Raw genomic sequence first — 21,671 nt, forward strand, 5'->3', positions numbered from 1 at the left:
GGCACCGGCCAGCCGATCGCCTGCGCCTCCTCGATATACCGATAGGCCTGACGTCGGGACATGCTGAATTGGCGCGACAACGCCATGGCTGCCTCCGCCACGCTCAGCCCACGCGCAAGAAACCCATGGGCAGCATTGATCCGTTCGGTCTTCTGCAAATCCGTCGAGCGCGGCATGTGACATATACATATTACCTTTTAAGACGATAATCAAGCACAGAACGAGAACGATCGAGCGAAATCGACCGGTCAAACTCAAAGTTACCTTTTGCGTTCAGGGAGTGGTCGGTGCACCCTGAGGTAGATGACCGTTATAGCAAGCCAGCCTCGCGACGATCTCAGCAACCCGACGATCAAGGCCGACCGACGTCAGCAGGCCGATGATCCGGTTCTCGGTGATCGTCGGAAAGAAGTCTTGCAGATCCAGGTTCAGTACGAAGCGTCGCGCTCCATGAGCCTCGGCATTCGTTTTGACGGATCGATCGATCACGAAGCCGTGGACTGGGTTTCGAACTCGATAAATTCGATCTAGCAGGGGCGCGAGCTTACGCTGGAGGATCTTGAGTCGATGGTCCGGCGCGCAGATCAGACGTGTCTTCCCGCTACCTTTGGCGATCGAGAACTCTCGATACATCTTGCCGCGGTACCACCATATCTTTTTCAGCTCGCGAGCGCTGACGCCAAGGTATGCAAGCAGCGTCGCCTCATCGCTGAACTCGGCAGGGATATCGATGGGATAGAGCTTGCCGAAAATTCGAGCAGCCGATGGCACGGGGCCCCCTTCCAATCACGCCGCTCACCATATGCATTCGGCGGGCAAGATGTGTCGAGACGTTTGCTCTTAGGCCGCAGTTACACAGCCCGTATGCGAAGGGTGACCCCGTCCAGCCTGCTTACCAGCGGTGCTCATGGTGATCTACGCCTCCTTGTATACTGGAAAGATCGATACGCTCAAGCCGCCGTTTTCTCGGTGGCGCGAGACACTGCCTTCACCTCCGCCGCAATCTTCGCATGATCGCGCCTTCGCGCCCCCTATGGGACGTCAGGCATGTAGTAGCCTAGCAGTAGTGTCTGCTTTCGGGGTAGAAGCAAGGAGACCCGAAGGTCTGAGATTGAGGCGCAAAGCTACCCTCCACATTGTATCTGCCGATTAACTTAAATCAGCCGAGACCTGTTCGCAAAGGGCGGCATTTTTGCTTATGGCGCGGCTATGGCCGGCGAGTTCGCTACGATGGAATGGCTCACATCGGCCGGATCAATCTTTTTCCGATTTGCCCACTCAATAAGATTTGGCGGGCGGTATTCGGCATCGTCGCGCCACCTTTCGAAGACGGAGACGTCGATTGTTTCATTGACCCTAGCGTGGGTTCCAGTCGTCCCCACAAAGGGTTCTGAGGCAATAGGTCGGTAACTTCTGCCGCTCACCCAAGAGTAGGCGCCTCTCATGAATTCCTTGTAGGAGTCCGAGATTGCACCCTGATGTTCATCGCCATCCAGCTCAAGCTCGTTCCGAAAAGCTAGGCCAAGATTTGATGCTTTCTGCATCATCCAACGCAGGGGCAGTTGGGCAAGCGTGTCGTTAAAGCAACCACCACCTACGTTTGCATGAGCGCCGACAAACCAGCGCTGTTCGACACTCTCGATCGGCCGCATGGGCGCAGGCGTCGCCTCCCCCACCTTCGTTCGAACTGTCCAGGGAGTAGGCGCAAACTTGCCTCGATGTTCATCGATGGCTAGCGCGTGAAAACCGTGTCTGATTGGTTTGCGGAGGCCTGTATGATGAAACTTAAGGGTAGAACTGCTAACGCCAGCGAAACTAAAAGCAGGAATTCCAAGCGCACCTACGGTATCCCAGACCCCAACCATCTCAATCGCGACGGGGCGGGAGTACTTCAGCATCCACCGCTCCTCAAGTGTGATGCGTCTGAAGTCTAAGACTGGCAGCTTATAGATCGTGCGTTCATCGTCATTGCGATACCGCTCGTATAGCTGATCTACCCCCAACGCTCCGCCAGGCTTCAAGAGACCGCATATAGCAATGAAGCCCGCGAGGCTCCTTGCTGTATGGGCTCCGCGGCTGAAGCCGAAGATAAAGATCTGGTCGCCGTCCTCGTAGTTTTCTACGAGCCAATTGTAAGCCTCTTGCACATTCTCAGTTAGCCCCTTGCCCCAGCCGCCGCCGACGACGCCATTCACGCCGGTGTCGTAGTAGCGAAGCTGCTGACGACCCTCGACATCTTTGTCCGCACAAAGGGACCGGAGACGCCAAACGTTGGTGTTTGTACCAACTGCATTCCACGTTCCGTCAAGAAAGAGCGCAAGCCTCTTCTTCGGCTCCCGCGTCGGCGTGCTCAACGATCCCATTGCTCTTCTCCCAGGCTGAGCTTTTTATGGTTTTGCTCAGAACAATGCATGCGGCATCGACGTTGTAACGAGCTGCCGACGTACAGGTCTCTGCCGAAGCTCAAATATCTGATCGTAGCGGCCAGCGCTACGAAGATAAGGAGGGCGAGATATACAGAGTGAGGCAAACCAAACGAGCGTCCCGCAGCGAACCCTCAACAGGGCGCTTGCCGCCGACACGGGCGGCTCTCTATCCAAGGTCCGCTTCTGAGTGTTCGCCTTGGCTTGCTGAACGGCCGACATGATGCAAAGCGGCCATATCGCGGCAGTCCTTGGTGGATTGGGCCATTTTCGCACTGCTGCTAGCCGCGCTTCGGCCTAGGCCGCGCGCGATCAGTCATCGAAGTCGAACTCGCTTTTTGGCCGCCAGGAGACGGGGTCGGCGATCCATCTGTTGATGTCGGATTCATGCCAGCCGGCGCCGTTGACGCTGATCCTGATCTGGGCCGGGAAGGTGCCCTCGGCGATCTTGCGGTAGATGGTGGACCGGGACAGACCGGTCCGGACAAGGATGGTTTTGAGCCGAATGATACGGTCTGGTTCGCGCATGGCTGGCCTGCCTCCTGCCGGCTATTTCTGACAACTGTCGAGACCAGACAGGGCGGACCGGTGCGGACGCGCAAGAGGGTTTGCCACCGCGTCGTAGCGTGGCGTGGAAACGGCGGTAAATCGGACGGGGTCTAGAGTCCGATGCCTCGCCCCCTGCCGATCCCCAGCCCATGTTGGAAGGCGAGTTCGCGACCAAGGCTGCGGCCTGATTCGAACGAGATGCCGAGGTCCTGCTTGCGGCCGGCAAGAATGGATTCAAGCTGCGGATCGCGTCCGAGGCTTCTGGCCATGTCGCCCATCGCCGACCGTGTAGCCTTGTAGCCGGCCATGTCGCCAGCCTGATACTGCCGATCGCAGGTCTGGTCGAGCTTTTGCCAGCGCTCCACGAAACGGTCGGCGCGGCGGCCCGGATCGGTGCGCAGTTCGGTTTCAAGCTGGAGGGCGCGGATAGCGCGGTTGACCCGGCCAGCGCCAGCCTCGCGGGCGAGGTCTGGGTCTTTAACGTAAGCGGCTTCCGCATCGCGCCAGCCATGCGGGCGCACCTCCTCGAAGGCTTTGCGGGCATCGGTCAGTTCGCGCATCTGCACCGGATCGGCCTTGCCGCCAGCGTCTTCGATGCTGAATACGGCGTCCACGGCGCGGGCATGACGTTTGAGGGCGTCGGTTCGGGCGTGGCGCAGCCCCGCTTCCCCATCCTCGGAGGCGTCTCTGACGGGCATAACGGCTTCGCGCTGCGCCTCCTTTCCAGCGCGTTCCCGTTCCGGCCTCCCTCCCTCCGGGCCAGGCGCAGCGTCGGCGGACAGGTGCAGGCCGTCGAATAGACCGCCGATCCTGTCGCGCAGCTTTTCCGGGACGACCCTATTGACGATCTCGGCGACACGCTCGCGGAAAGTGATGCCGCGCCGCTCGGCGTAGTCCTGCACGGGATCGCGTTGCTCGTAATCCGACGCCATGTCTTTGGCCCGGTCGCGCGACAATGTGCGGACCAGCCGGTCCTGCGTGGCAAAATCGTCGCGGCCATAATGCAGGTCCATGCCGTCACGGTGCCGCGACAGGGCGACATAGCTGCCATGGGCGTCCAGGCCAGGCGTCGCCAGCACATGGGTGTGGTCCACGGTCATGCCTTGGGCCTTGTGGATGGTCGCCGCATAGCCATGGTCGATGCGGTCGTATTTCTTGAGGTCGAAGCACACGGAGCGGCCGTCGTCGGTGCGCACCGACATGGATTGCGTGCTGACCTCTTCGATGGCGCCGAGCGTGCCGTTCTTCACGCCAAGGCCGCGTTCGTTTTGCAGGAACATGACGCGGTCCCCGCTGGCGAAGTTCCGTTCGCCACGCTCGACCGTGATCCGCACATCATCGCCGAGGTCGCCCGCCGCCCGCATCCGTTCGCGTGCGGCTTCGTTAAGCGCGCGCACCTCGTCATTGGTGTGGGTGAGGATGATGCGACTTTCGTCGGGCGCTTCCTGCCGGTCGCGGTCCCATCGGTCGATCAGATCGCCGCGTGCCTGTTCGCGCGTCCGGGCCCCATGCACCATGCCATGCGAATCATAGGCATCGATCGCAGCGCCGGCCCTGCCGGTCGCCAGATGGCGCGTGGCGTCCCGCTGCCAGCCTTCGCGCTGGCGGCGCACCTCGCCGATTTCTGCCCCGCCATGACGGTCGTGGATCGAGCGGAAGGCCGCGCCCGCCTCTATTGCTTGCAACTGCTGCGGATCGCCGACCAGCACGACCTTCGCACCGGCCTCGGCGGCATGGGACAGCACCCGCTCCAACTGGCGCGTGCCGACCATGCCCACCTCGTCGACCACCAGAATGTCGTGCGTGTTGAGCATATCCCGGTCCTGTCCCCAACCATGTTCCATGCTGGCGATGGTGCGCGAGACGATGCCCGATCCGCTTTCGAGATTTTCCGCCGCGATGCCGGAAAGTGCTACGCCCCTGACCTGATAGCCCGCCGCTTCCCATGCCTCCCGCGCCACGCCCAGCATTGCACTCTTGCCGGTTCGGCATAGCCGACAACGATCCCCAGATCGCGCCCGTCGGTGATGTGCGCCAGCGCGTCGGCCTGCTCGCCCGACAGCACAAGTCCGCGCGCTTCTGCTCGTGCCAATGCCGCCTGCCTGTCGGTATCGCTTACCTCATGGCGTTCCCTCTCGGCCATCATTTCCGCCGCGTGGTGCAGACGCTGTTCGGCCTCGATCATCTGGCGGGTGGTGAAGCGATCCTCGCTCCGCCCGTCCTTGCCGAGTTCGACCAGATCGGGCGAGTTTCCTATTGCATCCATCACCTCGTTGAACTGATCGATCCCGTCGCTGTGCCGGTGCGCGAACTTTGCCATGTCGCGGCGCGTGAACGTCGATTGCTGATGCGTGATCGCATCCAGCGCCAGGTCGGGATTAGCGATGATGCGTTCGCCATTGCCGCGCGCGATCTCGCGGTGCAACGCGGCGCGGTCGGCTTCGGTCCCCTGATCCTCGATCCGATGCGCAGGCGCGCCGACCTGGCTTTGCGGCTCAAGCGCGATGCCCTGCGCTTCAAGGCTGCGATGGTCGATGCACGCGTCTATGTCGAGTTCGGCCATGCGCTCATTGGCAAATTCGGCCCAACGTTCGCGCCAGCGTTCGACCATTTCCGTCCGGTTCCAGTCCCGCACCTTTGGGCCGAAGCCGTTTTCGTTTACCGCGCGCATGGTCAGCATGACATGGGCATGGGGTTTGGGCATGCCGTCCTCTGCCATGTCCCAATGCACATTGAGATCGGCAATCATGCCCCGCTCCACGAATTCCGACTGCACGAAGTTGCGGGCAAGCTCGATGCCTTGGCGCACGCTCATCTCGCGCGGCAGGGCGAATTCGACCTCGCGGGCAAGCTGCGCATCCTTCCTGACCTCGAACGCCTCGACATCGTTCCACAGCCGTTCGCGGTCACGCCATGCTTCGGGCGCATTCTCCGGCAGCATGACTTCGGAATGGACGACGCCGCGCTTGGCGGAAAAATCCTGGACACGGTCAATGCGGTCGTCGCGCAGCCGCGAGGCCGAACGGTAAGCGGACGCCACCGCGCTGGAGCCGGACTTGCGGCCAATGACCTTGACGTGAAGATGATAGATCGCCATCGCGACCGGATCATTTGCACGACAAAGCCCACGTCGGCACGACGTATAAGCGCGCCCTCCCTCGAAAAAATCTCGGGAGCGACCAGCCCGTCCCGAGCCGTCCCGGCAACCCTGGAGCATTTGGAAAAGTGCTCACCTATCATCATTGCATCGACAACTCATGGAGACGACGATGCGCAAACCACGGGACTTTGATGCGGAACTCAAAGCGCTGGAGGACAAGGCGCGAGACCTTAAAAGCCGCAAGGTGCAGCAGCTTGGCGAACTGGTGATCGCCACCGGCGCCGATGCGCTCAGCGCCGAGGAACTGGCGGGTGCGCTGATCGTGCTAGCGGAGACCAAAGAAGCCGGAAAGCGGGAGGCATGGGCGAAACGCGGAGCCACGTTTTTCGAGAGCCGTTCACGGCGATCTGCTCCGGCATCTGAGCGCAACACTCGCGGCGCTGCGACGCACTCGGGCGGCGCGCAACCGCCATCAGTCGGCACGGGCGCGGCATGACATGCGCACATGGCAGGTCGAGCGCCGCAAGCGCACGCGGCACCTGATCGAACTGGGTGGTCTCGTCGTCAAGGCGGGCATCGTGGAACTGACCGGCGATGACCGTGCCACCATCCTCGGCGCGCTGCTCTGGATGGCCGACAAGCTACGCAGCGAAGACGGCGCACATGCGCGCGGCGTCTGGACAAAGCTGGGGAAGATGGCGTTCGAGGCGCAACGGAAAGAAGAGATGCCTACCGTCGCGCAGGAACAGCAAGACCGGGCATGACCGATGGCGGGCGGCGCGGAGACCTCAAATATCGCAGCGCTGCCCCCCATCGCGCGGCTTGCCGCGCAAACACGGTTCATCCGGCACCCTGGCTTGCCTGTTTAAGGGCTCCGCCCTCACGGCAGGCAAGCCGCCATCTTGTGCAGGTCGGGTGATCCCTCCGCCAGCCCGCTCTTGCCCTCTGCTATCCTGGTCTCGGCGATGGCCAGAAGATTTTTGCTAAAGCTGCGAGGTCTGCGTGAAGCGCTGTGGCGTATTAGCGGCGCTTATCTACGTGTCAGCTATGCCACCCGGTGGGTGTGTGAAAACCATCTTCGTTGTGAACTTTGTTGTGCCCCCGCCTGCTCATTTCAACGGGCGAATGAGAGCACCTAAACCGGCTCTTAACCACAGGTTTGTTGGTATCCCCACTAGACTAGTGTCCGTCCATAAACGGCAAGTTGTTGAAATTACTTGATGAATCGTAGTTTTTCCGCAGGAAAGCTCCGGCGGTTTCAGATACACTTTGGCATCATACCACTGATTCCAAAGCGTTTTCTGTCACCCCCGGAGCCGACAATGCGCCAAGAACGCACCGTCCAAGCCAGTGTATTCGATCTTTTCGCCGGACACGAGATCGGCCGTGAGCTGAAGGGCATGTCAGATTGGCTGGACGAGCGGCGTCACCTGACCGGGCTGGTGGCCGCCGATCTGCGCCGGCACGGGGTCAAGGAGACCGGCCGCGAGGGCCTGCCGGCGGAGGCGGTGCTGCGCTGCGCGCTGCTCAAGCAGCATCGCCAGCTCAGCTACCAGGAACTGGCTTTCCACCTGGAGGACTCCGCCTCGTTCCGGGCGTTTGCCCGGCTGCCATGGGGATGGAGCCCGAAGAAGTCGGTCCTGCACAAGACGATCAGCGCGATCCGGGCCTCGACCTGGGAAGACATCAACGAGGTGCTGCTTTCGAGCGCCCGCCACGAGAAGCTGGAAAGCGGCAGGGTGATACGTGTGGACAGCACCGTCACCGCAGCCCTCATCCACGAGCCGAGCGACAGCAGCCTGTTGTGGGACGCCGTACGGGTGATGGTTCGCCTGCTGCGGCAGGTGGATAAATTGGGCAGCGTCGCGCTTTCCTGGCACGATCATTGCCGCGCGGCCAAGAAGCGGGCGCGGGCGATCCAATACACCCGCGGCCGCCCGAAACGGGTTCAACTCTATCGCGAATTGCTCGGGATCACCCGCACGACGCTGGGCTATCTCCGACAGGCGGCGGAGCGGCTGACCCCGGCGGCTGACCTGGACGTTATCGTCTGGCAGGAGCAACTGCGCCACTATCGACCGCTGATCGAGCAGATCATCGCCCAGACCGAGCGGCGGGTGCTGGCCGGCGAGGCGGTGCCGGCCGCCGAGAAGCTGGTCAGCCTGTTCGAACCGCATGCCGACATCATCGTCAAGGGCGGCCGCGATGTCCATTATGGCCATAAGATCAACCTGACGACGGGCAGGAGCGGCATGGTTCTCGACCTCATCGTCGAAGCCGGCAATCCGGCCGGCAGCGAGCGGTTGCTGCCGATGCTTCAGCGCCACATCGACCGATATGGCGAGCCGCCACGTCAGGCGACCGCCGATGGCGGCTATGCCAGCCGCGCCAATCTGATCCAGGCCAAGGCTTGGGGCGTGAAGGACATGGCCTTCCACAAAAAATGCGGCATCAAGATCGAGGACATGGTCAAGAGCCGCTGGGTGTATCGCAAGCTGCGCAACTTCCGTGCCGGCATCGAGGCCGGCGTCTCATGTTTGAAGCGCGCTTTTGGCCTGGACCGCTGCACCTGGCGCGGGCTCGACCACTTCAAGACCTATGTCTGGTCCTCGGTGGTGGCCTACAATCTCGCCCTCTTCGCCCGCCTCAAGTCGAACTGACCCACCGCCGACTTCGCAAAAGCCTACCCGGCGCCCAGCCGGGCGGTTCAACCATGGGCCAACTAGCGGAGGGCGAGAGACCTCTACTTCTCTTCTAACGCTTCGTGCAGATAGAGCCACCAAAACAGTCAGAAATACCTCGAATTTACATGGCGGCTACAATGAATACTTCGAAAAAATTACTGTTTATGGACGGACACTAGACTAGGTCGTGTGGACAGTTATCTGATCCAGAGGACGGTTGCCGAGAAGCGGGACTGTCAGGAATTCTGTGCGCGAGGCCATGATGATGGAAAGGAGAGAATCATCACATGGCTATCGAGAAGGAACTTCTGGACCAACTGCTTGCCGGCCGCGATCCGAATGAGGTGTTTGCCAAGGACGGATTGCTCGACGACCTGAAGAAGGCGCTTTCGGAACGGATTCTGAACGCTGAACTCGACGAGCACCTTGAGGACGAGAACAGCGAGGGGAATGCCAATCGCCATAACGGCCATTCGCGAAAGTCAGTGCTGACGGGCACCTCGAAGATGACGCTGACGATCCCGCGCGACCGTGCCGGAACCTTCGATCCAAAGCTGATCGCCAAATACCAGCGCCGCTTTCCCGATTTCGACGACAAGATCATCTCCATGTATGCGCGCGGCATGACGGTGCGCGAGATCCGCGGGCATCTGGAGGAGCTCTACGGCATCGACGTATCGCCGGACCTGATCTCGGCCGTCACCGACGCCGTCCTGGAGGAAGTGGCCGAGTGGCAGAACCGGCCGCTGGATGCGGTCTATCCGCTGGTCTTCTTCGATGCCATCCGGGTCAAGATCAGGGACGAGGGCTTCGTGCGCAACAAGGCCGTCTACATCGCGCTCGGCATCCTGCCGGACGGCACGAAGGAGATTCTCGGCATCTGGATCGAGCAGACCGAGGGCGCCAAGTTCTGGCTGCGTGTCATGAACGAGCTGAAGAGCCGTGGCGTCGCCGACGTCCTGATCGCCGTCGTCGACGGCCTGAAGGGCTTCCCCGAGGCGATCAACGCCGTCTTCCCCCAGACCGTGGTCCAAACGTGCATTGTGCATCTGATCCGCCATTCCCTGGAGTTCGTGTCGTGGAAGGATCGCAAGCCGGTCGTGCCGGCGCTGCGCGCGATCTACCGGGCAAAGGACGCCGAAGCCGGCATGAAGGCCCTGGAGGACTTCGAGGCCGGCTACTGGGGCCAGCGGTATCCGGCGATCACCCAGAGCTGGCGGCGCAACTGGCAACACGTGGTGCCGTTCTTCGCCTTCCCCGAAAGCGTGCGCCGGATCATTTACACCACGAACGCGATCGAGGCGCTGAATTCCAAGCTGCGCCGCGCTGTCCGTACCCGGGGACACTTCCCGAGTGACGATGCGGCCATGAAGCTGCTATATCTGGTCCTGAACCACGCCGCCGAGGATTGGAAACGACCGCCGCGCGAGTGGTTCGAGGCCAAAACCCAGTTCGCCGTCGTCTTCGGCGAAAGGTTCGTCAGCCAATGACGAAACCGGCCTCGCGCACAGAATTCCTGACAGTCCCCGAGAAGCAGGCGCGCTCCATCAAGTACCAGCTCACCGTCGCCAAGCTGCCGCTGGCCAAGGACATCGACGACTTCGACTTCCCCGGCACTCCTGTCAACGAGACGCTCGTGCGCGACCTCGCCACCGGCGCCTTCGTTGCCGACCAGCGCAACGCCGTGCTCATCGGCGGCACCGGCACGGGCAAGTCGCATCTGGCCATCGCGATCGCCCGCGCACTCGTCCGCAACGGAACTCGTGGCCGCTTCTTCAACGTCGTCGATCTGGTCAACCGGCTGGAGACCGAGCACCGCTCCGGCAAGCAGGGACGCATCGCCGACTACCTGACCCGCCTCGACTTCGTCGTGCTCGACGAACTCGGTTACCTCCCCTTCGCCCAGGCCGGCGGCCAGCTCCTCTTCCACCTGATCAGCCGGCTCTACGAGCGGACCTCCATCATCGTGACCACCAACCTCGCCTTCGGGGAATGGCCCGCCGTCTTCGGCGACGCCAAGATGACCACCGCTCTGCTCGACCGGCTCACCCATCACTGCGAGATCATCGAGACCGGCAACGAATCCTGGCGCTTCAAGAACCGCACTCAAAGCTAAAGCCGGAAAGTCTCACCGACGCGCCCGACCGGGCTGCGCAACCCAGACCAGCTCCACCCGGTCGGGCGCTCACCGTCGCGCACTACGAGGGGGTCAATATTGGACGCGATCTGGGGTCAACTTTGCGCGCCGATTGACAAATACTCTGTGAAGCCGCCTTTCCGAGGGACAATATCTGACCCTAGAGCGGGTAAGACCAGTGGCCGGGGACCATGCCGCTCTGTGGACGAGCCACACCGGCGGCGATTTCGGGGGATGCGTCCATGACGGGACGCTGACATTCGAGGCGCTATATGGCATCCAAGACAGCATCTTACAGACACCCGAAGTAAGCTCGGGATCGACGGAGGGGCGGTCGATGCATCCACGATTTCTGGAGAAGGTTGAGGGCCTTCACGCGTCTTACGAGAAGCTAATTGCGATGACGCCGCACGCCGGTACGCCGCCACCGACAAATATTCCCGTCGGCGGCGTCTACCTGTTTAGCGAGGGTGACGAGCCCCTGTATGTAGGCCGTTCAAACCGTCTGCGCGAGCGCTACTTCCTCCACACCCGAAACGGGTCGCGCCACAACCAGGCGAGTTTCGCCTTCCGGATTGCATTCCAGCTGCTGGACCTCCCCCCCGCCCGCTATACGAAGGAGGGCGGTCGCAAGGAGATCGCCCTCATGGAAGACTTCATCCGGGAGTTTGCAGCAGCCAAGACGCGCATCCGCAACATGAACTACCGCTATGTTGAGGAAACGGACCAGACGCGGCAGGCGCTGCTTGAAATCTACGTCGCAACCGTGCTGGACACGCCCTACAACGACTTTAGGACCCACTGACATGCGGCGGCTATACCACTTCCTGAAGGCCCAGTACGCGGTCGCTGCCATCAAGAAGCGGTGCCTACGCGTCTCCCGTATCGAAGACCTCAATGACGCCTTCGAATTCATCGGCATCGCGCTCGACGACAAGCGCGACCGCATCCACCTGTCCTCGTACCGCCGCCGGCTAGACCTGGAGCAGGGCATCATCTGCATGAGCGAAACGTGGTCGAAGCCGCAGATGTGGGGGCACTATGGCGAAAACTTTCGCGGGATGGTGCTTGGGTTTGACGTTTCGGAAGGGGACTTCTTCAAGCTCCGTTACCGCAAAACGAGGCCGCGCCTGGCGGACCTCGGACTGTCGTCGTATGCCGAAATCGGGCCTGAGCACCTTAAAGAGTTGGCGCGGATAAAGTCTGACGGTTGGGCGTATGAAGACGAGTGGCGCTGGCTACTGCCACTGGTGAACTCCGAGGTCATCCAAGGCCAGACGCACTACTTCCAGCCATTCGGGCCTAACCTGCGATTGAAGGAAATCATTGCAGGTCCGAAGTTCCGCGAACGTTCCTACGAGCAGATGCGGGAGATGGTGAAGGGGATGGGCGTCGAGGTGATGCTGGCACGGGGCGACTTCGCCAAGTTCGAGGTCACCCGTCAACGCCAGCTCAATTTGTGGCCGCCTGTTCGTCCGCAGACTCCCTAACGGCGGCAAGGAGGTGGCAGTTCGGCTGGTGAGAGTGAAAAGAAGGCAGGCTGCCCGCCCGGGACGTACCTCAACGTCTGATATCACCGCGGTGGCCGGAAAGAGTCATTCTGCATTCGACCCCATTGTGTCTGTCTGAAACGCGCCCATGCACGGTCATTCTATCGGCGTTTGCCTTCCTCCGGAAGCCGACGTCGCTGGTTCAGATGCTAACGGCGACCAAACAGCGGAAAAGCTACGCGTCCATCCGCTTTCCATAGATGCGGGCACGCCGCTCAAACGCCTCCCGCGTCCCCTCAAGGATGGCGCAGGCGGCCTCCCGCGTAGCCGGCTCGTCAATCGAGCCGCGCGACGTAATCGTAGCCTGGTCGTTGGTCGCCTTTAGGACGACGATCTGCTCGGCATCGCCTAGCACGGCAATGTTGGCGTTGTGGGTAACGACGATAACTTGGCGCCGCTCCTTGACGCGTCGCAGAACCGGGACGAGCGTCTTGTAGATGAACTCGCTGTCCAGGTTATCTTCCGGCTGGTCCACGATGAGCGGCGCCCTGCTCTCGCTGGACAGCATCAGGGCAGCAGCACGGATTGCTGCTGCCCAAGAGAGAGCCGTTTGAACTCGCGCGGGATAAACTTGACCGAGCCGTCGTGGTCGGTCACGCGTTTCGTCACGCTAAGCCGGGGCGCGTCATGCACCGCCGCAGTTTCGAGCTGCGCGAGCAGGTCGAAATCAGAAAGTCGCTCCAGCAGGACGTCGATTTCACCTTGCTGAAAGACGGCGCCGCCCTGCGGCGTGCGTAGTGCGGTGATCGGCTTGGAGTCGCGGCGCCTTACGCAGTCCAATAGCTTGGGTAGGGTCAGGTCGTTGATCAGCGCGGCGGCCTTAAGCTGTTGCAGCGTCCGCCATCCCATCGTCTCAACGATCAGCCGCTCACCCTCGGGGCAGAGAGAGATTTCGTCAAACTTCAGCGTGACAAAGATGTCAGACAGCGTGCCCCTGAGGGCTTCGGAAGCTTTGGTGGCGAATGCGAAGCGGATGCCGGCGACTTTTGATCGCCCGACCCACCGTTGTTTCAGCAGGTCGGAGCGCTTCTTCTCAAGGGTGGCAAGATGAGGCTTCCACGTGTTGAGCTTGCGCAGGCGCTCGGTGAGGTTCGCTTCGTCCGCGATTAGCTTCTGAATGAACGGCATGTCCAGCCGGATGCCGGCGGCCAGAAGCTCTTTTTTCTTTCTGTCGATGTCTTCTGCGGTCTTCATTTCCTTGCTCTTCCAGGACGCGATCTGCGCCTGAACCGCGGTGCTGTAGGAGTTAGTCGAGGCGACGAGTCCCGCCTGCATAGTCGCCACCTTCCCTTCGTAGGCGGTCGTGTCGGCAATGATGGCGGCAACTTCAGGCGCACCGATCTCAAAGCTGCCGTGGGCGACTTCCCGGATACCGGTGGTGATGGCGGTGATCGCTTCCTGGCTAGTCGCGCCCTTTAGCTCGGTCAAAGCCGCCACGATGGAATTCCTCGTACGACGTTCCGTCTCGAGGCGCTGCTGTAGCTTAATGATCTCTTCGCCGCGATCCTTCTTCAACCGCTCCACTTGCCCGTGCTTCAGCGTTAGGTCGCGCTCGCAGCCGGGTATCTCCGCCACGTTCTTGCGCGCCTTCACCAGCTCCGGGGTGAGTTCGTTCAACTCGGTGCGCACTGCGTCCTCGGTCTCGATCGCCGCATCGATCGAGACAAGGCGGTCAAGGAAGGTCAGCAGGGCCAGCGGGTCATCCTGAGCCTTCTTGCTGATCGTGTTCGTTTCGCCCTGGCGATAAGACTCCATCGGGAAGCTAACCGAGCCCAGAATGGGATCATCAACATTCTCGAGCGCGCCGTCCTTGGCGCGGCTCAGTATGTGCGTCTGGTGCGTCTCGTCCCGATAGAACAGCGCCACCAGATCCGGCCATACGTCACTGTCGATGACCGAACCCACCTCCGGCGGGCCGTAGTCGCCCAACAGGCGCACAGCCTCGAAGGCTGTGGACTTGCCGCTGCCGCGACCGCCGACAATGCAGGTCAGGTTGGCGTTGAAGTGAATGGTCTGACCATCCAGAAAGCCGCCTTCAAAGGATACGCCCTCCACGATGGGCACGCTGCGGGGAACCTCGTCCTCGATCCGGACGCGGGTGTCCGCCTCATCGAGCGCGAGGCGCAGGCCATCGAAGGATGGACGCTCCATCTTGTACCGGGTGATCCGGTTCTGGTTCCTGGCATTGCGGCCAACGGCATTCAGCGCGTGGGCATCGCTGTTCAGAACACGGGCCAGGAACTGCCGCGACCCTAGCTTCAGACGCTCGATGCGCGTGCGGGCGGCGTTCCGCCGGTCGATGTTGGAGTCGTTAGCGGTGTACAGGATGTCGCCGTCGGCGCGAATGACCTCGAACCCCAGCAGGGCTTCGTGGCAAAGGATGTCAAGCTTCGCGGGTGTGAAGCGCGGCACATTCTCTTCAAAGGAACCGGGGCCATCCACGTGCGCCAGGATGGCGAACCCACCATGCTCGCGCAGCAGGTTCAGGCAATCGGTGGTTCCAGTCTGACAGCGGCAATCGACCGTGCCGCGACCGGCGATCGACAGCCGATTATAAAAGCGGTCCATCATTTCAGGAGAAGGCAGATAGCACAGCAGATGGCCCTCGGGAGCCGACAGCTCGACAGCAGGAATGACCAGGATGCCCGCAGCCGCGCCGGCAGCGACGGCGGCCCGGACGTTGCTGATTTCATTGTGGTCGGCGATAGCGATGATCGACAACCCTTCGCTCGCCGCCTCCCGGACGATGTTCTCGGGTGTCGCCGTCGCGTCGCGCACGTCATGGGAGCCGCCGTAGGAATGCACATGCAGGTCCGCGCGGAAGAACCGCGCGCCGCTACTCAGGCTCGTCAAGGTCTCCAGGTCCATCGGTGTCGTCGCCCCCTCACGGCCTGACTCCCCAACACTCTTTCCGGTTTGCCGGACAGGCCATCACCAGATTAGCGCCTATAGCGAAATATGTCAGGGCAATATTGGCCTTAGCTGTTCATGTGAAAAGCCGGTGCGACCTGACGACTTGGATCGACGATTGCTGGGCTATCATCGCCATGATCCTCTCCCGGCTTCGAGGAAGTTCCGGAGGGCGATGCAGGCGACAAACGTAGGTCGAGAATCTATGTTCGCCGCGGAACTGGCAGGTAAGGTTGCGATGAAGAGAAAGAAGCGAAATCCCGAGAAGTTCGACTCGGTGGAGCTCTTCACCGCCATAGGACGTGACCGCGGCTACCAGAGAGCGCGCCTGATCGTTGAAGCTGATCAAGGTTCTACGAATGCCTGAAGCCCAGAAATCCAGTGACATCGGCATGAAGCGAGGTCGCACGCTGGCAAACCTGCCAGCCAGCGCCCAACTCGACCTCATCGCAGAAGGCTTACCGATCCTAATGAAGAGCGCCGGAGACCTGCTGGCGGCCGCGAGATCGCTCGAGGGACATCCTCGCTCGTCGAGCATCCTGCTCGGACACTCGCTTGAGGAGGTCGCCAAGATACTGGTGCTCATGGACATCGTGCGCTGCCCTCCTAAAATCAGGCCGTCGCGCTTCGGACCGATGATGCAATGGTTCTACGATCACCTGGCCCGCTTGCTGTACCTTGACGCCCAGAGCTGGCTGCCGATGCATGTCAGGCAACTGCAGGAATACCTCGATGATCAGCGGCGTTCCCATTATCTGGAAGGCTCGATCGGCGAATACATACTCCCGAATTCCACCCTCGCGGGGCGTGAATCTCTGCTCTATGCCGACATCATAACCTATGAGGAAGGCGACCCTATCTGGAGCGAGCCGTCGAACCACGAGCCAGTGTTCGGCTTCGCAGGTGGCAATCCACGACCTTGGGAAGTCTGCTGCGCACTCCGGGATTTCGGAGCCTTTACGCGAGCAGGGCTCGACGTCGTTTCCGACGTATGGAGCCGCCTCGATTTCAAGGACGAGGTGTCCGCAACAGAAGCAGACAGGCTGTCACATGAGATGGCCTTGGCCTTACAAACTACAGGCTTGATCACTGAACAGGCGAATGAAGACCAGCTAGGCTACCTCTATCGGAGCTGGCAGCTGCCGATGTATCGGATGGACTTCAAAAGGATTGAAGTACCCCTGGACGAGCTTAAGGATCAGCGGAATGCCAATTTCTGGTCTGAAGTGGGATACTAGAATCCCGATGCCAGTTCTGCCGCCCTGTTTACTCCAGAGCCGCTTCGCGAGCCTTGCCGCCTGGGGCAATTTTCCAGAAGCGTCAACAGGTTTTGTTTCCCGGCCGTTGGCAGGGAAATAAGGCCAAAGGCCAATCCCGACGCCAAGCACTTCCTGGATTCGAAGTCGAATGCCCACGCCTAGTCGGGTGTGACGCCGAGCTCCTTTTTGGTGGCTTGACGGGGATGCAAGGTGGCTTCGACACTCATCGAAACAGCGTGCCATCGCGACAACCTTTTTTCCAGCCTCACTTGCTCGCTTGACTCTCCTGACTAAAGGAAAATGGGCGTACAAGGTGGAGGCACCGAAATGCCCGCCAGCGGGACCATCAGTTCGGTGCTGGGGGACGTTTGTGGCCCTGAGACCGGTTCAACAGGGCGGACGTAGCAGCATCAGCATAGCGCCGCTGCAGGCGGCATGCGGGACCGATCGCCCCCGGCGAAGTGCGCCGCATGTCAGTGTCGCGAGCGCTCAGTCGCGAACCGAAGGAATGCCGGTCTCCCCGTTGATCACGGTCTCTAGTCGGGTCTCAAATCGGCCAAGTTCGCCGATTGTCTCTTGGCGCCGCTTCTCCTGGGCACTTTCAAAAACCATCCCAATGAACACGGTCCGCTCATAGAAGCGCAGCAACCAGCCGCTTTCGATGCCTGGACTATCCGTAACGGTGGCATAGCGGTAGTTCATGATATCGGGCTCTGCATGCGCCTCGGTCATATGGTTCAAAACCACAGTCGGCACGGGTGCACGCAAGGTGTCGCAAAAGACCTGATCATCGTCCAAAGGCCAGCGGAGTCCATGGTGGAAGCTCAGCCCCCGGACGATCTTGCGGACAGACCTCAGGATCCGCGCATCCTTCCCCGGATAGATCCTGAACATCCCCGGGCGCTCGGTCGGCGGCGTCATAATCCGCATCATCTCGGCGGCACGCCTGGGTCCGTCACCCAGGCGCAGGCTGCGGCGGATAGGACCATCCCAAAGCTCTGTCACTGCTGCGTTTGCGGTGCCGGCAATGCTGATGACGTTGCGCAAATGAACATCATCGTCGGCCGTTCCATTGTTGCAGGGGCCGCAGGCGGGGATCACAATCCGCTGTATCCGGCTAGACGCTTTCGACGGCGGATAGAACCCGCGCGGAATGACGTGCTCGCGCGTACTGAGCCGCACCTCACCGCACAACGCACAACGTGCGACAAATCGTTTTCCCATGACCGGTCCGCAGAATTGCTCGCCAACGAGTATAGCACTAGGCAGTCTAGGGTGGCTGCAGGTCCGGGTCTCCCGGAGTCTCGTTTGATTCGTTAGGCGCTTTGGCTTTCGCCGCGGCATTCTCCTCGCCGGATTTGCCTTCTTCTTCGGGCTCGCCAGACTTGGCGCTGTCTGCCTCCTGGACGTCAGCGTCGTCGCCGGGTTCGCCCGTCGCAACGTTTTCAGGGAGTGCGAATTCCCACGGCAAGCCATGCGAGGCCACGGCAAGGCTATCGTTAAATCTGGAATGCGCCATGGTCAGATCGCATTGTTTAAGAACTACTTGGAAGACGACTTCGACATAGCCCTGAAGTACGTTGACATCCTTCCAGAGCACTTCCCGCTTTCCGCCATGAACGACCTTCGACCTCACACCGTATAAGCTCTTGACTTGATTAAAGACTTCGACGCGCGTTTCGATGTCGTTGGTGCAAATGATTGATACAAACCGACTGATGGTTTGCGTGACTGGAGCAGATGTGTCGTTATTCGTGAGAAGAGCTTCCAAGGCGGTGAAGAAGGCAAGCAGACGCTCGGCACGGTCCAACGACTGCCGACCGCGCGTAATCCACCCCAAACCCTGGGCTACCCTGCCCGCAAGTGCTTTCTCTGTTGCGTCGAATAGGAGGTCCGCGAGCTCTTGCATCGACTGGTCGGAAAGCTGGGCGGCGATAGCTAGGTCAACGTCATAGGCTCGAACTCCCTGAGCTCCTCCGGCGGACACGGTGGTGCCGTTTATGGTTACATGAGACCTTCGCGGATCGGTCGGCAGCGTCGGATGAGGTTCGATATCTCCAATACCTGGGAAGCGGGACGACCACCCTGTCCCCATCAGCCGAATGAAGCTTATCGCCACATCAATAAGCCATTTGGCTTCTTCCGCGACATTCTGGCGAGCTGCTGGCACTTCGACAACGAACACCATCGCCGGCATTCCAATCAACAACGCCCCGTTGACGAATTCGATGTTCGGATAGCCACATTTGACCAACGTCACCTTCTTGTTTCCAGCCAGCGCGGTCGTCGACGCCACTGCGTCATCGGTACGCATTGAAGTGACTCGGCCAATCTTGATGGGGCCGTCGTAACCATTCGGCGCGATCAGGAAGTTGGGCGCGATCTCGATATATTCTTTGCCACCCTCGGCAAGGGCGTCTGCCACCAGTTTATCGGCGCAGTGATCGATCGTTTCGTCTGCTTTTTGCGGACTGGCTTGAGGGTCCAACTGCTTGATGCAGTTCTGCGCGGCAGTCAGGCACAGGTTCAGCAGCGTGGGCTCGTGGGCGCTTTTCGCCTTTAGCATTCTTGCCGCCAAGACCACGAACTCTCGCCTGGCCTCAACAAACAGGGGAGTAAAGCGAGCCGTGAACCCTTCAAAAAAAGTTCCGCCCAGCTCGCCAAAGTCAAATGGCTTCGGATCGCCAACCCGAATTGCCCCTTGCAGGAGCCCGCGCATGAGGCCAATCGCGTGTTGTTTCAGTTCCTTTTTCTGATCGTTGTCGAAAGATGGCTTTTTGGCTTTGCGATTGCTGCTCATGCTCCCCCACTTTAGCTCGCTGAAGGCTGAGGCTGACGCCTCGGGCGATGACTAGTCGCCACCCTTTTGTCGGGTGGCGGGAGCCTTGCGCAAAGCCGCACTCGGTAACTTCGTTACATCGCGCTTCTTCGCAGTCTGAAGCACCTTGGCCTTTTCCTTGTCCTTGAGCTTGGTCCTCGGCCCACCCGGGCCGTTGACGAAGATAATCGACCACCGATCCGCGTCTCTGGTTGAGGACGTGAAGTGAGCCTCGATCCGCTCCGCATGGAGAATTGGTCGCGTCGTGTAGATCACGGCGTAAAATTTTCCCCAATTGGGATCGCCCGCGTAATTGATCATGTCGGCAGAGATCCCCTCCAAAGCGACCTTCACGCCCTTCACGTCGACGGCAAACTTGTATTCCACCAGGGCACCGAGGGATTTCACCCCGAAATCAGGCTTGTAATTGATGACGGCCTTATCAATCTGCGGCTTGTTCACAAAGTCCGGGAATACGTATCTCACGATCTTCGCGATTGCGTCGTCGATTTCCCCTTCCTTCGTGGGATCCAAGCCCTGATCGTCAATGATCCCTGCCGTGTTTTTGAGAATCGATTCCAACATCGACATGCCGGTCGTGGCGCTCCCGTCTACCATGACCGCCATGGCCTCGAACGTGGCGTTCAGCTCACCGAGAACCGGCGAGTAGAAATCTTCGAGCATCTCGATGAGGCCCGAGCCGGTCATCTTTTTAAGGCCCTTGCGGCGTTCGACCAGGTCCGCCTTGGTCTGGGGCAACTGCAGACGCTCGGCCAGCATTCCGATCTCCCGGAACGCTTTCTCGACATAGTAGACGAACATAACCCCGGCCAAATCGTAGGCAGCATCCGTCTGTTCCAGTTCTTTCATTGATTTGTAGGCCTGGTTCTCGATCTGATGGATCATCTCCCTCGACGCGGCCCATGCTTCCCTGAGTGTCTCGCGGATATGGTGAACCAACAGATGCTCGGCTTTTGTTGTCATAATTTTCTCTTCGGTCCCCAATTTTATGGCGCGCCAAGCAAGGTGGGCCCATCCGTAACACACGGGTGAGCCGCTGCGCGCCGCAGATTTCGGCGGTGCAGGCCCGGCGGGCTATCGGCCGCGCCGCCCCCACACCGTTCCCAGCAAGGCCGAAGCTGCCGCGCGAGGCGTCCCTGTTACTTGTTCAGGCTTTGCTGAAGGATGAGCAGGTTCAGGTCATTGAGCAGTTTGTCCTTGGCGCCCGGATCGACCGGCGGCGGCGGCGGAACTTTCTTTATCGGTTGGCCTTTCGGCAGCGGGTTCGCGCGTTGGGGCGCCGGCGCGGCTTTCGGCGTTTCCTCTGCCTTGGGCGCGAACACAATGCTGATTTTGTTGACATCTTTCCAGGTGGTCTTCCAGCCCATGCCAAGGCTGGCTTGCCCGGTGTTGAAAGGTATGGTCACAATCTTGACGCTCGCCGAGGCGCCCTGGTCGAGCGTAAATCCCATGGTATAGGACACGGAATCGGGCGGGGTTTTGGTATCCGCGTAGGAATCCTGGACCTGGGCAAGCCAGTCCGCGATCTTCAGGTTCCCGACAAGCCGTGACCCATGGGCGCGCCTGCCGTTCACGGTGTCCGTGTCGCACGCGATATCGTCTTTCTGACTGAGGCCGATGGTAAACTTGTAGCCGACCATCCGGTCAGCGGTGCCGGTCGCGTTCGTCGCCAGCGCAAACGTGCCTGTCTGGGGAATATACGGCACTTCATTTCCGGCGCTGCCGTCGCCGCCGCCTGTCGCCACCACGTTCAGCGACAGTTCGACCGCCGCGGCCCATTTGCCTTTATCGGTCAGGAATGTGGCCGGCTTGACCGGGGGATTGGCTTTGGGCCTGCCGTCGCGGCCGTCTTTTAGGTCACACCGGATGTTGTCGACAATGTCAGAGATCCGAAGCAGACCGACATCGGTTGGCAAATTCGGAACGCTGGCGCAACCCGAAAAGGCGAAGCAGAACCCTAACGATCCCCGAACAAAAACCCTCATGGCACACCCCCCCGCGTTCCCGTTTTTTCAAGCGGAGCATGGCGGCTTCTGAGATGAAATGCCGCGATAAGACTTTCCACAGGAATAATATACAGGCAGCAAATAATCGCCGTTCAGTAATTCTAGCTCGCCAAGTGGAGGTGCCGTTGGCAACTTGCTTGGGCAAAACTAAGCGCAGTGACGCCGCCGATGTCAAAAGAGGTTGCCGGCGACCATGCGCCAGCGCCGCAAGTGT

The 21,671-nt window shown here is 60.5% G+C and carries 17 protein-coding genes and 2 pseudogenes; 9 read left to right on the plus strand and 10 right to left on the minus strand.

Annotated elements, in window-relative coordinates:
• Positions 1–273: 273 nt before the first annotated feature.
• The 4 genes and pseudogenes from IQ26_RS28175 to traA all read right to left on the minus strand — a co-directional run bounded on the left by IQ26_RS28175 (position 274) and on the right by traA (position 6,069).
• Positions 274–771 carry a reverse transcriptase domain-containing protein gene (locus IQ26_RS28175; RefSeq protein ID WP_240547272.1) on the minus strand — a complete coding sequence of 166 codons (498 nt, stop codon included), beginning with the start codon at positions 769–771 and terminating at the stop codon, positions 274–276.
• 425 nt (positions 772–1,196) lie between these two features.
• Positions 1,197–2,363 (minus strand): DUF2235 domain-containing protein, encoded by a 1,167-nt coding sequence (locus tag IQ26_RS28180; RefSeq protein ID WP_145721636.1) that lies wholly within the window; start codon positions 2,361–2,363, stop codon positions 1,197–1,199.
• 372 nt (positions 2,364–2,735) lie between these two features.
• Positions 2,736–2,951, minus strand: coding sequence for a helix-turn-helix transcriptional regulator (locus IQ26_RS28185; RefSeq protein ID WP_145721637.1), 216 nt, complete (start codon positions 2,949–2,951; stop codon positions 2,736–2,738).
• Between the two features lie 131 nt (positions 2,952–3,082).
• A pseudogene (gene traA / locus IQ26_RS28190) lies at positions 3,083–6,069 on the minus strand (Ti-type conjugative transfer relaxase TraA).
• A 172-nt stretch (positions 6,070–6,241) separates the two neighbouring features.
• Between traA and IQ26_RS28195 the strand changes: the two are divergent.
• The 7 genes and pseudogenes from IQ26_RS28195 (at position 6,242) to IQ26_RS28225 (ending at position 12,383) form a co-directional block, all read left to right on the plus strand.
• Entirely contained in the window at positions 6,242–6,568 is a 327-nt protein-coding gene (locus tag IQ26_RS28195) for a conjugal transfer protein TraD (protein ID WP_208760230.1), read from the plus strand.
• A 1-nt stretch (position 6,569) separates the two neighbouring features.
• Positions 6,570–6,836 carry a conjugal transfer protein TraD gene (locus IQ26_RS28200; RefSeq protein ID WP_145721639.1) on the plus strand — a complete coding sequence of 89 codons (267 nt, stop codon included), beginning with the start codon at positions 6,570–6,572 and terminating at the stop codon, positions 6,834–6,836.
• A 558-nt stretch (positions 6,837–7,394) separates the two neighbouring features.
• Positions 7,395–8,732 (plus strand): ISNCY family transposase, encoded by a 1,338-nt coding sequence (locus IQ26_RS28205; protein ID WP_145721640.1) that lies wholly within the window; start codon positions 7,395–7,397, stop codon positions 8,730–8,732.
• Between the two features lie 311 nt (positions 8,733–9,043).
• Complete coding sequence (locus IQ26_RS28210; protein ID WP_145721641.1) at positions 9,044–10,246, plus strand: IS256 family transposase; 1,203 nt, start codon at positions 9,044–9,046, stop codon at positions 10,244–10,246.
• A gap of 32 nt (positions 10,247–10,278) precedes the next feature.
• Positions 10,279–11,009 (plus strand): annotated as a pseudogene (istB, locus tag IQ26_RS28215) (IS21-like element helper ATPase IstB); the annotation flags it as partial.
• 284 nt (positions 11,010–11,293) lie between these two features.
• Positions 11,294–11,698 (plus strand): GIY-YIG nuclease family protein, encoded by a 405-nt coding sequence (locus tag IQ26_RS28220; RefSeq protein ID WP_208760226.1) that lies wholly within the window; start codon positions 11,294–11,296, stop codon positions 11,696–11,698.
• A 1-nt stretch (position 11,699) separates the two neighbouring features.
• Positions 11,700–12,383, plus strand: coding sequence for a DUF2971 domain-containing protein (locus IQ26_RS28225; protein WP_162458096.1), 684 nt, complete (start codon positions 11,700–11,702; stop codon positions 12,381–12,383).
• A 235-nt stretch (positions 12,384–12,618) separates the two neighbouring features.
• Here IQ26_RS28225 and IQ26_RS40005 read toward each other — a convergent pair whose 3' ends face one another.
• Together IQ26_RS40005 and IQ26_RS28230 are read right to left on the minus strand one after the other, a co-directional pair.
• Positions 12,619–12,951 carry a hypothetical protein gene (locus IQ26_RS40005; protein WP_208760227.1) on the minus strand — a complete coding sequence of 111 codons (333 nt, stop codon included), beginning with the start codon at positions 12,949–12,951 and terminating at the stop codon, positions 12,619–12,621.
• Entirely contained in the window at positions 12,951–15,311 is a 2,361-nt protein-coding gene (locus IQ26_RS28230; protein ID WP_208760228.1) for a PHP domain-containing protein, read from the minus strand. The genes IQ26_RS40005 and IQ26_RS28230 overlap by 1 nt, the downstream gene beginning before the upstream one ends.
• Positions 15,312–15,558: 247 nt before the next feature.
• On the opposite strand from IQ26_RS28230, the gene IQ26_RS39255 reads away from it, so the two are divergent.
• Positions 15,559–15,720: a hypothetical protein gene (locus IQ26_RS39255; protein WP_156090959.1), complete on the plus strand. Its 162-nt coding sequence runs from the start codon at positions 15,559–15,561 to the stop codon at positions 15,718–15,720.
• Complete coding sequence (locus tag IQ26_RS28235) at positions 15,713–16,591, plus strand: hypothetical protein (RefSeq protein ID WP_145721645.1); 879 nt, start codon at positions 15,713–15,715, stop codon at positions 16,589–16,591. The genes IQ26_RS39255 and IQ26_RS28235 overlap by 8 nt, the downstream gene beginning before the upstream one ends.
• Positions 16,592–17,101: 510 nt before the next feature.
• Here IQ26_RS28235 and IQ26_RS28240 read toward each other — a convergent pair.
• The 4 genes from IQ26_RS28240 to IQ26_RS28255 all read right to left on the minus strand — a co-directional run bounded on the left by IQ26_RS28240 (position 17,102) and on the right by IQ26_RS28255 (position 21,436).
• On the minus strand, positions 17,102–17,836 hold the full coding sequence (locus tag IQ26_RS28240; RefSeq protein WP_145721646.1) for a hypothetical protein: 735 nt from the start codon (positions 17,834–17,836) through the stop codon (positions 17,102–17,104).
• Positions 17,837–17,882: 46 nt separating this feature from the next.
• Positions 17,883–19,412 (minus strand): HEPN domain-containing protein, encoded by a 1,530-nt coding sequence (locus tag IQ26_RS28245; RefSeq protein WP_145721647.1) that lies wholly within the window; start codon positions 19,410–19,412, stop codon positions 17,883–17,885.
• Positions 19,413–19,463: 51 nt separating this feature from the next.
• Positions 19,464–20,414 (minus strand): hypothetical protein, encoded by a 951-nt coding sequence (locus IQ26_RS28250; protein WP_145721648.1) that lies wholly within the window; start codon positions 20,412–20,414, stop codon positions 19,464–19,466.
• A 176-nt stretch (positions 20,415–20,590) separates the two neighbouring features.
• Positions 20,591–21,436 (minus strand): hypothetical protein, encoded by an 846-nt coding sequence (locus IQ26_RS28255; RefSeq protein ID WP_145721649.1) that lies wholly within the window; start codon positions 21,434–21,436, stop codon positions 20,591–20,593.
• Between the last annotated feature and the right edge of the window lie 235 nt (positions 21,437–21,671).

Origin of the sequence: Mesorhizobium tianshanense, from assembly GCF_007830515.1 — a bacterium.
In the GTDB taxonomy this organism is placed as follows: domain Bacteria; phylum Pseudomonadota; class Alphaproteobacteria; order Rhizobiales; family Rhizobiaceae; genus Mesorhizobium; species Mesorhizobium tianshanense.

Bases quoted from the DNA above. Each gene is read 5' to 3' on its own strand.
- IQ26_RS28255 (WP_145721649.1), bottom strand. From the start codon at position 21,436: ATGAGGGTTTTTGTTCGGGGATCGTTAGGGTTCTGCTTCGCCTTTTCG.
- IQ26_RS28180 (WP_145721636.1), bottom strand. From the start codon at position 2,363: ATGGGATCGTTGAGCACGCCGACGCGGGAGCCGAAGAAGAGGCTTGCG.
- IQ26_RS28225 (WP_162458096.1), top strand. From the start codon at position 11,700: ATGCGGCGGCTATACCACTTCCTGAAGGCCCAGTACGCGGTCGCTGCC.
- IQ26_RS40005 (WP_208760227.1), bottom strand. From the start codon at position 12,951: ATGCTGTCCAGCGAGAGCAGGGCGCCGCTCATCGTGGACCAGCCGGAA.
- IQ26_RS28210 (WP_145721641.1), top strand. From the start codon at position 9,044: ATGGCTATCGAGAAGGAACTTCTGGACCAACTGCTTGCCGGCCGCGAT.
- IQ26_RS28200 (WP_145721639.1), top strand. From the start codon at position 6,570: ATGCGCACATGGCAGGTCGAGCGCCGCAAGCGCACGCGGCACCTGATC.
- IQ26_RS28250 (WP_145721648.1), bottom strand. From the start codon at position 20,414: ATGACAACAAAAGCCGAGCATCTGTTGGTTCACCATATCCGCGAGACA.
- IQ26_RS39255 (WP_156090959.1), top strand. From the start codon at position 15,559: ATGTTCGCCGCGGAACTGGCAGGTAAGGTTGCGATGAAGAGAAAGAAG.
- IQ26_RS28230 (WP_208760228.1), bottom strand. From the start codon at position 15,311: ATGGACCTGGAGACCTTGACGAGCCTGAGTAGCGGCGCGCGGTTCTTC.
- IQ26_RS28205 (WP_145721640.1), top strand. From the start codon at position 7,395: ATGCGCCAAGAACGCACCGTCCAAGCCAGTGTATTCGATCTTTTCGCC.
- IQ26_RS28240 (WP_145721646.1), bottom strand. From the start codon at position 17,836: ATGGGAAAACGATTTGTCGCACGTTGTGCGTTGTGCGGTGAGGTGCGG.
- IQ26_RS28220 (WP_208760226.1), top strand. From the start codon at position 11,294: ATGACGCCGCACGCCGGTACGCCGCCACCGACAAATATTCCCGTCGGC.
- IQ26_RS28245 (WP_145721647.1), bottom strand. From the start codon at position 19,412: ATGAGCAGCAATCGCAAAGCCAAAAAGCCATCTTTCGACAACGATCAG.
- IQ26_RS28195 (WP_208760230.1), top strand. From the start codon at position 6,242: ATGCGCAAACCACGGGACTTTGATGCGGAACTCAAAGCGCTGGAGGAC.
- IQ26_RS28185 (WP_145721637.1), bottom strand. From the start codon at position 2,951: ATGCGCGAACCAGACCGTATCATTCGGCTCAAAACCATCCTTGTCCGG.
- IQ26_RS28235 (WP_145721645.1), top strand. From the start codon at position 15,713: ATGCCTGAAGCCCAGAAATCCAGTGACATCGGCATGAAGCGAGGTCGC.